We start from the raw sequence: 12,387 nt of genomic DNA on the forward strand, positions 1-12,387 counted from the left end.
ACACGCCCTGCCCGTTCAACCTCGAGATGCCCAAGGAGATGGAGGCCGAGGACGTCGACGAAATCGTCGCGGCCCACGCGATCGGCGCCCGGCACGCCAAACAGGGCGGCATGGACGGCGTCGAAATCCACTCGGGCTACGGCGGATATCTGCTCGCGTCGTTCCTCTCACCGTTCTCCAATCACCGTACCGACGAGTACGGCGGCACGCTCGAGAACCGGATGCGCATCGTGCACCGGGTCGTCGACGCCGTCCGCGACGAAGTCGGGCCGGGCTTCCTGGTCGGCATCAACTTGCAGGGCCACGACTTCAGCCCCGGCGGACTCGAGGTCTCCGACGCCCAACTGATCGCCCGGAGCATCACGGCCACGGGCAAGATCGACTACGTGTGCGTGAAGGCGGCCACGTATCACGAAGCTCATCAGAACGTCCCGGACATGCAGCATCCCAAGCGGTTGTGGGAGGGCCTCGCCGCCGCGGTGAAGGCGGTGGTGGACGTGCCCGTCATCGCCGTCGGACGGATCAACGACCCGCACGACGCAGCCGAGGTGCTTGCCCTCGGACACGCCGACCTGGTGGCGATGACCCGACAGCACATCGCCGACCCGGAGACGGTCGCCAAGATCGCCGAGGGCCGACTCGACGAGATCCGGCCGTGCATCGGCTGCAACCAGGGCTGCATCGACCGACTCTTTGCCGTGACCCACTCGTCGTGCGTCCACAATCCCGCTGCGGGCTACGAACTCGAATTGGGCATCGGCACCCTGCGCACGGCCACCGTGCGACGGCGAGTGGTCGTGATCGGCGCCGGACCCGCGGGTCTCAAGGCGGCTGAAACGGCCGCTCGCCAAGGTCACGAGGTCATCCTGGTCGAGCGGCGCTCCCGCACCGGCGGGCAGTTGCGCATCGCCGCCGCGATCGCGGGTAGAGGCGAGATCGGCGGTGTCGTCGACCATCTCGACGCGATGACCGCCAAGTACGGCGTCGACGTCCGATTGAGCTGGGCGCCGACGGCAGACGAGGTCATGGCCCTGCGGCCCGACCACGTCATCGTGGCCACGGGTTCGGCGCCCGGCTCGGACATCGTCGGGAACCTGGCCCAAGGCATCGCCGTCACCCCGGGCCTCGACCAGGATCACGTGCTCACGACGTGGGACGTCCTCGAGGACGGCGCACCCGTCGGGCGGCACGTGGCCGTCGTCGACGACGGTGAGGGCGGGTGGAAGGGCATTGGCTTGGCTCTGCAATTCGCCGGCGCCGGACACCACGTCGACTTCCTCACGCCGCTGCCGTACGTCGGGAGCAAGCTCGGCGCGTTCACCGCCAACCTGGCCGTGCCGCGAATTCACCGCTCCGGCATCATCACCCACCCGTTCACCACCCTTACCGGCGTGAACGGCCCGAGGCTCGACGTCGTGGAGAGGGGTACGCCCGGGATGCTTGGCGGCGTCGACACCGTCGTGCTCGCCGGATGGCACCGCCCGGTCACGGAGCTCTACTTCGCACTCAAGCGTCTTGGCGCGCCGGTGGAGCGAATTGGCGACGCGGTGGCCAGTAGGACCATGATGGAGGCCGTGCACGAGGGAGAACGCGTCGCGCGGCGGGTACTCGCCGACGCGTGACGTCACTGAAGTGGTCCCGCACCGCGGTCTTCGTGGTCTTCGCCGTCTTCGGACTGTGCATCTCCACCTGGGCCGTGCACATCCCGTCCGTCCAGGAACGCACCGGGGTGTCGACGGGCACGCTGGGCACGTTGCTGCTCATGCACGGCGCCGGGGCATTGGTGGGCATGCAGGCGTGCGGCCCGCTGATCAACCGGTGGGGTAGCGCGCGGGTCGCGCTCGTCGGCGTGGCAGCCATGGCTGCGACTCTGGCGCTTCCCCTCAACGCGCCGACGCCCCCGATGCTGGGCGCCGCCCTGCTGATCTTCGGCGGCGCGACGGGCATCACCGACGTCGCGATGAACGCGCGCGCAGTCGCCGTCGAGAAGCGAGTCGGTACGCCGATCATGTCGGCGTTCCACGCCGTGTTCTCCGTCGGAAGCGTCGTCGGCTCCTTGATCGGCGCGGGCACGCTGGCGGCCGAGTGGAGCCTGCCGTCGACCACCGTGGTCATGTCCGGCGGCTGCCTGCTGCTGGTGCTGATCGTCGCACCGAATCTGCTCTTCGTTCGAGAGGATCCGCGAACGGGTGTCGGTGCGATCGCGGAAGGGGGCCCGGTCCCGGCGACGAGCAAGCGCCGCCGCCTCGTGCTGCTCGGAGCGCTGGCATTCCTGCTCCTGCTCTCCGAGGGGTGCGCGATGGACTGGAGCAGTCTGCACGCTCAAGAGCGGTTGGCAGTCTCCAATTCCCTTGGTGCCCTCGTATTCGGCGGGTTCGTCACCGCGATGACGGTCGGTCGGTTCACCGCGGACCTGGTCAGCGGCAGGAAGGGCCCCGTCTGGGTGGTCCGCTACGGCGGCGCGGCGGCCGTGCTCGGAATTGGCATCGTCATCGTCTCGCCCGTGCTCCCTCTGACGATGGTGGGCTGGGTGATCTTCGGTCTCGGCCTGTCCGGGACTCTGCCGCAGGTGTTCACCGCGGCGGGAAACGTGGCCGGGGCTACCGGCACCGACTTCTCCCGCGTGGTCGGCTGCGGATACGTCGCCCTCCTCGCCGGCCCGGCCTTGATCGGATGGCTCTCGGAGTTGGTGACGTTGAACCTCGCCCTGCTGCTGCCGCTGGTCGCGGTGGCGATGGCAGCCCTGGGTGCACGTGCGGTCGGCAGTGACGAGGCGCCGGCCATGACTGCGAAACTGCGCAGCGGTTCGTCCGATCCTTGCACAAAGTGAGTCTGTAGCCGCTCGCGCCCACCGCACAGACTGGAGGCACGTCGCGCGGGAACACCGCCGCCGACGCGTCATCACCAACGCCTGCAGTGCGAGGAGAACCATCGTGTCGGTCAATTCGAAGGCCCCCGTCGTCGTCAAGGCGGCGGTGGCGGCCTCGAGCGGTACGCCCCACAAGAGCAATCCGGCGGTGGTCGACGTGGTGGCACGGGTGCTGGACGACATCCGGTCCCACGGGGACGCGGCCGTGGCCAAGTACTCCGAGGAGTTCGACCGCTGGACGCCCCCGTCGTTTCGGCTCGGCGAGGCGCAGGTCGCCGACATCGTCAGGGGCTTGCCGACCACCGTCGTCGACGACCTGCGATTCGTCCAGCGCCAGGTGCGCAACTTCGCGCAGGCGCAACGTGATTCGATGCTGGACGTCGAAATCGAGACGATGCCGGGCGTCACGTTGGGCCACCGCCACGTTCCGGTGACCGCCTCCGGCGCGTACGTGCCCGGTGGCCGCTACCCCCTGACCGCGTCGGCACACATGACGGTCGTGACCGCGAAGGTCGCCGGGGTGCAACGGGTGGCGGCCACCACGCCGCCGAACGTCGGTGCACCGCCGCCAATCAGCGTCGCGGCCATGCACCTCGCCGGCGCCGACGAAATCTACGTACTCGGCGGCGTCCAGGCCATCGGCGCGCTGGCGCTCGGCACGGAGACGATCGACCCCGTCAACCTCCTGACGGGACCAGGGAACGCCTATGTGGCAGAGGCGAAGCGGCAACTCTTCGGCGAGGTGGGCATCGACCTGTTCGCAGGGCCCACCGAGGTGCTCATCGTCGCCGACGACACCGCAGACCCCTTCGTCGTCGCCGCCGATCTGCTCAGCCAGGCCGAGCACGGACCTGACTCGCCGGTCGTCTTGGTCACCACCTCCGAGCGGGTAGCGCGCGAGACCGTCGCGGAAGTCGACCGTCAGCTGTCCAACTTGCCAACCAACGGCATCGCCGCGGTGTCGTGGCAGAACCACGGCGAGGTGCTCCTCGTCGACGACATGGACGACGCGTTCGCCCTCGCCGACCACTACGCGAGCGAACACGTGCAGATCCTCACCAACGAGCCACGCCGGGCACTGGAGCAGATGCGCGACTACGGCGCCCTCTTCCTCGGTGAGAGGACCTGTGTGTCCTTCGGGGACAAGGCAATCGGCACGAACCACGTGCTTCCCACCCTCGGTGCCGCCCGCTACACCGGTGGATTGTGGGTCGGCAAGTTCCTCAAGACCGTCACCTACCAGGAGATCACCGACGACGCCGCCGCCGCCGAGATGGGTCGCATCAGTGCCCGAGCAGCTCGCCTGGAGAACTTCGAGGGACATGCCCGCAGCGCCGACGTCCGCGCAGCCAAGTACGGCGGCGACGACCTGCCGTGGTCCGATCACGGTCTTCGCCGGACGGCGGCGTCGGCCGCGGCGGAGGATTAGCTCGTGACTGACACTTCCGTTCCCAGGGTCCCCACGATGCGGGCGGTCGACCACGTCGCCTACACCGTCCCCCATCTCGACGAGGCCGTCGCGTTCTTCGTCGAGCACTTCGGCGGCGAGCTGATCTTCACCGACGGCCCGTTCGCCGACGGGTCGGGTGACGCCATGCGCCGCCGGCTCGACGTCGACCCGGCGGCGACGTGCCGCTTGGCGATGGTTCGGCTTGGTCGGCATCACAACGTCGAGCTGTTCGAATACCAATCCCTGGACCAGATTGGGACTCATCCACGCAACAGCGACGCCGGCGGGCACCATCTCGCGTTCTACGCCGACGACATCGACGCGGCGCACGCCTACGTCGCGTCCATACCCGGCGTCGTCGTCCAAGAAGGGCCCAACGACGTCGACCCCTCCGCACCGGTGGCCGGCCAACGATGGTTCTACTTCAAGACCCCGTGGGGCATGCAATTGGAAATGACCAGTTGCGGCTCCGGTGGGTTCTACGACGGGCTCCCGGGCGCCAACGTCGCGCCACCCAGCGAGACGTGGCGGTGACGATCGACGCGGTGTCCGCCGTCCGCCTCGAACACGATTCGCTCGGTAGCGTCGCCGTACCCGCCGACGCCTACTACGGTGTGCATACGCTGCGGGCGCTGGAGAACTTTCCCATCTCGGGAATCCCGCTGTCGACGCATCCAGACTTCGTGAACGCACTGGCGGTGGTCAAGCAGGCTGCCGCCCTGACCAATCACGAACTCGGGACGCTGGATCGCGCACGGTGCGACGCCATCGTCACCTCCTGCAATGAAATCCGTTCCGGTGCACTGCATTCGAGCTTCGCCGTCGACGTGATACAGGGCGGTGCCGGCACGTCGACGAACATGAACGCCAACGAGGTGATCGCCAATCGTGGCCTGGAAGTGCTGGGCGCGGCCAAGGGCGACTACGAGGTGCTGCACCCGCTCGAGCACGTCAACCAATCCCAAAGCACCAACGACGTCTACCCCACCGCCGTCAAGGTCGCGCTTCAGGTGCAACTCGCCGACCTGCACGCGGCCCTGCTCGAGGTCGCCGATGCGTTCCGCGACAAGGCCGTCGAGTTTCGCGACGTCCTCAAGATGGGGCGCACGCAACTGCAGGACGCCGTGCCGATGACCCTGGGACAGGAATTCGGCACCTACGCGGTCATGGTCGCAGAGGACGCGGCACGCCTGCGGGAAGCCGCGATGCTGGTCGCCGAGATCAATCTCGGCGGCACCGCGATCGGCACCGGGCTCAACTCCCATCCGAATTACGCGAAGCTGGTGTGCGGCAGGCTGTCCGAACTCACCGGTTTCAACCTCGCCACGGCACCCGACCTCGTCGAGGCCACTCAGGACGTCGGTGCGTTCGTGACCGTGTCCGGGGTGCTCAAGCGGACCGCGCTCAAGCTGTCCAAGGTGTGCAACGATCTGCGACTGCTGTCCTCTGGCCCGCGGTCGGGGTTCAACGAGATCAATCTGCCTGCCGTGCAGGCGGGTTCGAGCATCATGCCAGGCAAGGTGAACCCGGTGATCCCCGAGGTCGTCAACCAGGTGGCGTTCCAGGTCTGCGGCAACGACGTCACCATTGCAATGGCGGCCGAAGGCGGGCAGTTGCAGCTCAACGCCTTCGAGCCGGTGATCGCGCACTGCCTGTTCACCTCGTCGTCCCATCTTGCGGCCGCGTGTCGCACCCTGGTTCGGCGATGCGTCCTCGGCATCACCGCCAACCGAGAGCGGCTGCTCGAGTCGGTCACCAACTCGATCGGCGTCATCACTGCGCTGGCACCGTATCTCGGGTATGCCGAGTCGGCCAGGATCGCCAAGGACGCGCTCCGCAGCGGCCGGTCGATCCCCGATCTGGTGGTCGCCGAGAGGCTACTGTCCTCCGAGCAGGTGGCCGCGCTGCTGCAGCCGGACATGCTCATCGGACCGCGCGAACCGCTGTTCACCATGACGGGAAGGAACACTCCGCGATGACCAACGTGCTCTACCTCTACGGCGGTTGGCCCGGGCACAGCCCGTACGACGTCGCCGGCTGGACCAAGGGAATCACCGACGAACTCGGTTTCGACGTCGAGGAGTCTCAGGACGTCTTCACCCTCGACCGGGACCTCACCGGATACGACCTCATCATCCTCGGTTGGAACAATGCACTCACCACCGAGGACCTCTCCGACAGCCAGGAGGATCACCTCTTGTCGGCCGTGGAGGCAGGCACGGGAATTGCAGCCTGGCACGGTGCAGCCGCGGCCTTTCGTTCCAGCCTTCGGTACCACCTGATGCTCGGCGGTGACTTCCTCGCCCACCCGGCTGGTGAGGGATTCCCGCATCCGTACCAAGTCCGCATCGTCGACGGCAACCACGACGCGAGCAAGGGTGTCGGCGACTTCGAGGTCGCCTCCGAGCAGTACTACATGAGCGTGGACCCGAACAATCGCGTACTCGCGGAGACGACCTTCGACGGCCAGCACCTCGCGTGGCTCGACGGTCTTACGAGCCCAGTTGCCTGGGTCAGGCAGTGGGGTGCGGGCCGGGTGTTCTACCACTCGATTGGTCACTCGACGGCCGACCTGGCTGGCGCGGACGTACGCCGACTGACCAAGCAGGGCATCGCGTGGGCGGCCCGACACTGAGCCGGTGGCGGGTGGCTGGCGGCGGACGTTACACGTCCGCCGCCATCGTCATCTCCGGGCAACATAACCGCAGCTCGTCCTGTGCAAGGCGTGAAACCACCCAGTGTTGGGCTGCACGGAGTGAGTCTGTCGACGGGCTCGCAGTTCAATCAGACTTCAGGTGTGGCAGCCGTCACTCGCCGACTTCGGCCGAACCATTCACGAGGAGAAGAAGATGACCACACCACATGGTGGGGGTAAGTCGCTCACCGGCGACGACGCCCACCTCCGCGTCCTCGGGTACGAGGGAGACTTCGACCGAAAGATCGGCCTGTGGTCGAACTTCGCGCTCGGCTTTCTCTACCTGTCCCCACTCGTCGGCGTGCTGTCGATGTTCACCCAGGCCCTTACGACGGCCGGTCCGCCGTCGATCCTGTGGCTGGTCATTGCCATGGGGGGCCAGCTTCTGGTCGCCATGACCTTCGGTGAGATCGTCTCGCAGTTCCCGATCGCCGGCGGCCTGTACCAGTGGGCGCGCCGTCTGTGGAACGGGCAGTACGCATGGATCATGTCGTGGATCTACATCGCGGGTGTCATCATCGGGTGCACCACCACCGCCATGTTCAGCGCGGACTTCGTTCTGGCCCTGATACGTTCCGATTCCAACATCTCCTCGACCCCGCTGGAGCGGCTGATCGTCGCCACCGTGGTGATCCTGATCTGCCTGGCACTCAACTCGACTGGCTCGAAGACCCTCGCGACGATCGCCAAGGTCGGCCTGGCGGCCGAACTCGCCGGCATCATCGTGGTTGGTGTCTACCTTCTGATCTTCGCCCGCAAGAACGACTTCTCGGTGCTGTTCCAGACCTTTGGCACCGGTGGAGAGGGCGGCTACCTAGGCGCCTTCGTCACCGCCGCAATCGTCGGCCTCGTCTTGTTCTACGGCTTCGAAGCATGTGGAGAGGTCGCGGAGGAAACCCCGAATCCAGCGCGGTCGATCCCTCGGTCGATGATGCTCACCGTCGTACTCGGCGGCGTTGCAGCGCTATTCGCCTTCGTCGGTTACATCTTGGCCGCACCCAACCTGCAACAGATCGTCGACGGCGAGGTGGCCAACCCCATCACCGCCATCCTGACGGCCACGTTCGGCGTCGTAGGCACGAAGGTCTTCCTCGTCATCGCCCTTACCTCGTTCTTGGCGTGCGTGATGGGACAGCAGGCGGCGGGCAGCCGGCTGATCTTCTCCTTCGCCCGCGACGACATGTTCCCCGGCAGCGCGATCTTCAAGAAGATCTCGGCCAAGAAGGTGCCGTTCAACGCGCTTCTGATCGTGACCGCCGTGCCGCTGGTGCTCTTCGTCCTGCTGTACTTCATGCCCGACGCACTGTTTCGCGTGGCGGCCTTCCAGATCTTGGCCGGCTACTTCGCCTTTCAGATGGTGGTCGTCGCGTCGCTGCGCGCGAAGGCCAAGGGCTGGAAGCCAGGTGGCCCGTGGACACTGGGCAAGTGGGGTTGGCCGGTCAACATCGGTGCGCTGGTCTACGGCGTGCTGTCGATGATCGTGCTGGCCCGCCCCAACGGGGACACCAGCCTGCCCTTCTTCGACCGGTGGATTGCCCTGATCGGATTCTTGATCGTGGCGGGTGTGGGTCTGGTCTATATGGTGGTCGCCAAGCCCTACCGGCACTCGAGCGCCCCGGAGGGCGACGCCGTCGAGATCGCCGACATCCTTCGGGACCACCGCGCCAAGCACGACACGGCGCAGGCCGCCGAGCAGGTGCCGCTGGCCGAGCCGAGCCGGCAGGCCACGGCCGTCGAATAGTCGCACGACCGTCGGCGCCGTTCGGAGTCCCCTCCGGACGGCGCCGTTCGGTGTGCCAAGACCACTGTGACGCAACGCGCAAGCAGCCCTCCCGCACCGAGCGGGAGGACTGCCGTTCCTCGACCACCTAGGACTTGACGATGAACCCCGCATCGACGACCAGCGTGGTGGCCGTGATGTAGCGACCGGGTTCGGTCACCAGATAGAGGATCGCATTGCTGACGTCTCGTGGTTCGATCCACGGAACCGGCAACAGATGGGTGTCGGCGAACGTGCCGATGACGTCGTCACGTGTCGGTCGTTCCAGATCGGGTCGAAACAGCCCGTAGACGAAGTCGTTGTTGATCATGTGGGTGTCGACGCAGGTGGGATTGACCGAATTGACACGGATTCGGTGACGTCCCAATTCTCGAGCCAATGAGGTCATCAATCCCGTGACCCCGTGCTTCGACGCCGCGTACGAGGAGATGTTCTCCGCGCCCTTGAGTGCCTCGGTGGAACCGATGAACACGATGCTGCCGCCCTCGTCCTGCGAGATGAGCTGTGGGATGGCGGCTTTGACCGTGTGGAAGACGCCGTTGAGGTTGATGTCGACCATCTCCCGCCAATCCCGTGGGCTGATCTCCCAGGTCTTGGCACCCGAGCAGATGCCCGCGTTGGGGATGACCACGTCGACCCGACCAAATCGCTCCAGACCCCTGTCGAAGACGTCGCGCACCTGTTCGTAGTCCCGCGTGTCGGCGACGTCGACGAAGATCTCGCCGCCGATCTCCTCCACCAGACGGACCGTCTCCCGTAGGTCGTCCTCGGAGGCGCCGGGATACGCCGTCGAGGTCGGCTTGGCGCACAGGTCGAGCCCGATGATCGCGGCTCCCTCCTGCGCAAGGGTCAACGCATGAGACCGACCCTGTCCGCGTGCGACACCCGTGATGAAGGCGACTTTGCCGTTGAGCTGACCCATGTTTCTCCTATCGTCGACGTGCTTCCCGTGGCGCCACGCGTGTCGTGGAACGCGCCATCAGATGGGGGAGGACTCGGGCGCCAAACTGCGCGATTTGGTCCTCTTCTCGCCCTCGGACGGGTTGCAGCACCACACGGTCTGCGCCACCGTCGGCGAGCCGCTGAATCGATTCGAGACACGTCGCCGCGTCGCCCGACACGCTCAATTCTGAGATCGATTCCCGGGGCGGCGAATTCTGGAACCGGTCACCGAGTTGGTGGGCCATCGACGGCTTGCCTAGTGCGGTGTGGACCGTGGGCCAGATGCGGTCGCATGCGGCTGAAGGATCGTCGTCGTCGAGACTGCACCAGGTGAACACCGTGATCGGCAGCTCGGGTCCGAGCGTCTCGCGTACCTGCGCGACGTAGCCCGGAGACGACCCCTCGGCGAGGATGACGCCGAGCCCGAGCGTCTTCGCCAGTTCGACGCCCCGTGGGCCGCGAACGCCGAGACTCAGCGGGGGCGTCACCAGAGGTGGGTGGTCGAGACGCACCCCGTCGAGGTGTACGTGGCGGCCGTCGACGCTCACGCGACGTCCCGCGAGAAGCTCGTGCACTGCTTCGGACACCTCGGCCATGCATGTCATGAGGCTGTCGGGATGCTGACCTACCTGACGTAGCCACCGCGGCATGCCGTGACCGATGCCGGCATGGAATCTGTTGCCGGACAGGCGCGCAAGTGATGCAAACTCCATGGCGAGGTACATCGGGTTGCGCACCGCGGCGGGAGCGATGCCGAGACCGACCTCGACCCGGTTGGTGACGGCGAGAGCCGCGGCGACCTGGGCGATGCCCCCCGCCAGGCCCAAGTCCTCGCAGAACCACAGCTCGTCGAAGCGGGCGGCCTCGACCAACCGGCTCAACGCCATCACGTCGTCTGCCGGGCGTGCGTCGACCTTGAATCCCAAGGATGCCATGACATCAGCCTGTCGAGCCGGTCGTCGGACTGTAAGGCGCAATCCGTGCAAGCCTCACCTGGCAGGGTGCACACAGTGAAGCCCGAATCACGCGGGTCATCCCGGTATCGTTTGGCGACAACATCTTTAGAGGGGGCGGGGACATGGTCAGTTCGATCATCAGGCGCACGTTGGCATCAGGCGCGAGCGCGGTACTGCTGGCGGCCGGTGCGGTGCCATCGGAGGCGCATGCGGATACGGCGGATGGACCCGCGATCACCCAGGCGGTGTTCTTCGGCGACAGCCTGACTGACGCGGGCACATATGGCTTCCGGTTCACCACGATGCCGGGGAGGACGTGGGCGCAGCACGTCGCGGAGCGGCTCGGCCAATCAGAGGAGCCCAACGAGCACGTCACCTCGTATGGCGATGTCTACCAGGGCAAGCCGGGTCTGCCAGGGCCGGGCGGGTTGAACTACGCCGAGGGTGGCGCGCGGGCCAACAGCGCCTATTCGACGGTGTCGGACGATCCCGAGGGCACGCCGATCTCGACGGTGGTGCAGGTCGACCGCTACATGCGACAGCACGGGTCGTTCACGCCGAACCAGGTGGTCACCCTCTACGTCGGCACCAACGACGTGGCCTACGACTACGACCCGACCAAGAACCCGGAACTCGCGCAGTCCCTGCGCGACGACGTGTCTGCTGGCGAGGACGTCATGGTCAGTGCACGGGCGCGGGTGCAGACCGCGGCCGTCGACGAGGCGCAGACCGCTAGGACGATCCTCGACAACGGTGCGCACCGACTCCTGGTGTTCAAGCTGTTCGACACCAGCCTGGACCCGTGGTTCCGCACGGACGCGGCCCGCCGGTACGTCGGCGAGCTCGGCGCGGTGTACAACCAGACATTGCTGGCGTCGTTGCCACCCGATCCGCGAATCCAGATCGTCGACACCGAGGCGTTCGTGAACGACTTGCTGCAGAACGCAGACCGCTACGGGTTCACCCACGGTGCCAATGAGGACGCGTGCGCCAAGCCCGATCAGGACTACTGCGACGCATCGCAGATGAAGTCCCCAGACGCCGACCGCACCTACGTGTTCGCCGCTGCGGAGCACATGACCACGCATGCCAACGAGTTGCTCGGCGAGTACGTCCTGCGGCAGATCGGCTTGGCGGAGTAGCGCTCCTGGTTCGCCGAGCGTGCCAGCCGCCGACCGTTTCGTCGTTTGCCACTCGTGTCGTCTCATCCGGCGTGCCCGAACCGGACGGCACGCGTGTACGCCAACGGAGCTGTGAGTCGGTTGTCAGCTCGAGAACAGACGGCCGTGAATTGCATTCACCGTCAATACGATTCCGATGCCTCCGTCCATTTCCCAACTATTACGCGCCGTCGCGATGCGGTTTGGCCCACGGGGGATGTGGATATCTAATCGTCACCTTCGGCGATTTGCCCGAGGCGCCAATTCCTGTGTTCCGAATGGAGAAGAACCATGTCCAAGAAATTCCTCGCAGCGCTCGCGGCCCTCGCGACCACGGCCGTTGCACCCGTGATGATGGCGCCGTTGGCCAGTGCCGACGACGGATCGTGCAACCCCGATCCGACTGTCACCGTGTGCGACGACGGTGGCAGCGCCGCAATCGTGGCCACACCTCCCCAGGTAGACCCGGGGCCACAGAACGGTCCCTACGGTCCCGCGGGTAGCACGGCACCGGTCGGGGGCAGCGGTCTCTGAT

11 protein-coding genes are annotated in these 12,387 nt (G+C 66.4%); 9 read left to right on the plus strand and 2 right to left on the minus strand.

From position 1 onward, the window contains the following. Window positions 1-26 precede the first annotated feature (26 nt). From H7K45_RS14325 to H7K45_RS14355, 7 genes are all read left to right on the plus strand, one after another. The gene (locus tag H7K45_RS14325) at window positions 27-1,622 is read left to right on the plus strand and encodes an oxidoreductase (RefSeq protein ID WP_263996459.1); all 1,596 of its coding nucleotides are present in this window, start codon (window positions 27-29) and stop codon (window positions 1,620-1,622) included. After that, complete coding sequence (locus H7K45_RS14330; RefSeq protein ID WP_263996460.1) at window positions 1,619-2,830, plus strand: MFS transporter; 1,212 nt, start codon at window positions 1,619-1,621, stop codon at window positions 2,828-2,830. Before H7K45_RS14325 ends, H7K45_RS14330 begins: the two co-directional genes overlap by 4 nt. A 103-nt stretch (window positions 2,831-2,933) precedes the next feature. Further along, entirely contained in the window at window positions 2,934-4,298 is a 1,365-nt protein-coding gene (hisD, locus tag H7K45_RS14335) for a histidinol dehydrogenase (RefSeq protein WP_372512542.1), read from the plus strand. A 3-nt stretch (window positions 4,299-4,301) separates the two neighbouring features. After that, the gene (locus H7K45_RS14340; RefSeq protein WP_263996461.1) at window positions 4,302-4,853 is read left to right on the plus strand and encodes a VOC family protein; all 552 of its coding nucleotides are present in this window, start codon (window positions 4,302-4,304) and stop codon (window positions 4,851-4,853) included. Between the two features lie 11 nt (window positions 4,854-4,864). Then, window positions 4,865-6,298: an aspartate ammonia-lyase gene (locus H7K45_RS14345; protein WP_263997010.1), complete on the plus strand. Its 1,434-nt coding sequence runs from the start codon at window positions 4,865-4,867 to the stop codon at window positions 6,296-6,298. Then, window positions 6,295-6,954, plus strand: coding sequence for a ThuA domain-containing protein (locus H7K45_RS14350; RefSeq protein WP_263996462.1), 660 nt, complete (start codon window positions 6,295-6,297; stop codon window positions 6,952-6,954). Before H7K45_RS14345 ends, H7K45_RS14350 begins: the two co-directional genes overlap by 4 nt. Before the next feature lie 214 nt (window positions 6,955-7,168). Then, complete coding sequence (locus H7K45_RS14355) at window positions 7,169-8,755, plus strand: APC family permease (RefSeq protein ID WP_263996463.1); 1,587 nt, start codon at window positions 7,169-7,171, stop codon at window positions 8,753-8,755. Between the two features lie 127 nt (window positions 8,756-8,882). Here H7K45_RS14355 and H7K45_RS14360 read toward each other — a convergent pair whose 3' ends face one another. Next, entirely contained in the window at window positions 8,883-9,716 is an 834-nt protein-coding gene (locus H7K45_RS14360) for a mycofactocin-coupled SDR family oxidoreductase (RefSeq protein WP_263996464.1), read from the minus strand. A gap of 7 nt (window positions 9,717-9,723) precedes the next feature. Then, entirely contained in the window at window positions 9,724-10,671 is a 948-nt protein-coding gene (locus tag H7K45_RS14365; protein WP_263996465.1) for an LLM class flavin-dependent oxidoreductase, read from the minus strand. A 143-nt stretch (window positions 10,672-10,814) separates the two neighbouring features. Between H7K45_RS14365 and H7K45_RS14370 the strand changes: the two genes are divergently transcribed. Continuing rightward, window positions 10,815-11,834: an SGNH/GDSL hydrolase family protein gene (locus tag H7K45_RS14370; protein WP_263996466.1), complete on the plus strand. Its 1,020-nt coding sequence runs from the start codon at window positions 10,815-10,817 to the stop codon at window positions 11,832-11,834. 309 nt (window positions 11,835-12,143) lie between these two features. Further along, window positions 12,144-12,386, plus strand: a complete 243-nt coding sequence (locus H7K45_RS14375; protein ID WP_263996468.1) for a hypothetical protein — start codon at window positions 12,144-12,146, stop codon at window positions 12,384-12,386. Window position 12,387: the final 1 nt, after the last annotated feature.

The organism is Mycobacterium yunnanensis, assembly GCF_025823185.1.
Taxonomy (GTDB): domain Bacteria; phylum Actinomycetota; class Actinomycetes; order Mycobacteriales; family Mycobacteriaceae; genus Mycobacterium; species Mycobacterium yunnanensis.

Bases quoted from the DNA above. Each gene is read 5' to 3' on its own strand.
- H7K45_RS14325 (WP_263996459.1), top strand. From the start codon at position 27: ATGCCCAAGGAGATGGAGGCCGAGGACGTCGACGAAATCGTCGCGGCC.
- H7K45_RS14350 (WP_263996462.1), top strand. From the start codon at position 6,295: ATGACCAACGTGCTCTACCTCTACGGCGGTTGGCCCGGGCACAGCCCG.
- H7K45_RS14355 (WP_263996463.1), top strand. From the start codon at position 7,169: ATGACCACACCACATGGTGGGGGTAAGTCGCTCACCGGCGACGACGCC.
- H7K45_RS14360 (WP_263996464.1), bottom strand. From the start codon at position 9,716: ATGGGTCAGCTCAACGGCAAAGTCGCCTTCATCACGGGTGTCGCACGC.
- H7K45_RS14365 (WP_263996465.1), bottom strand. From the start codon at position 10,671: ATGGCATCCTTGGGATTCAAGGTCGACGCACGCCCGGCAGACGACGTG.
- H7K45_RS14370 (WP_263996466.1), top strand. From the start codon at position 10,815: ATGGTCAGTTCGATCATCAGGCGCACGTTGGCATCAGGCGCGAGCGCG.
- H7K45_RS14375 (WP_263996468.1), top strand. From the start codon at position 12,144: ATGTCCAAGAAATTCCTCGCAGCGCTCGCGGCCCTCGCGACCACGGCC.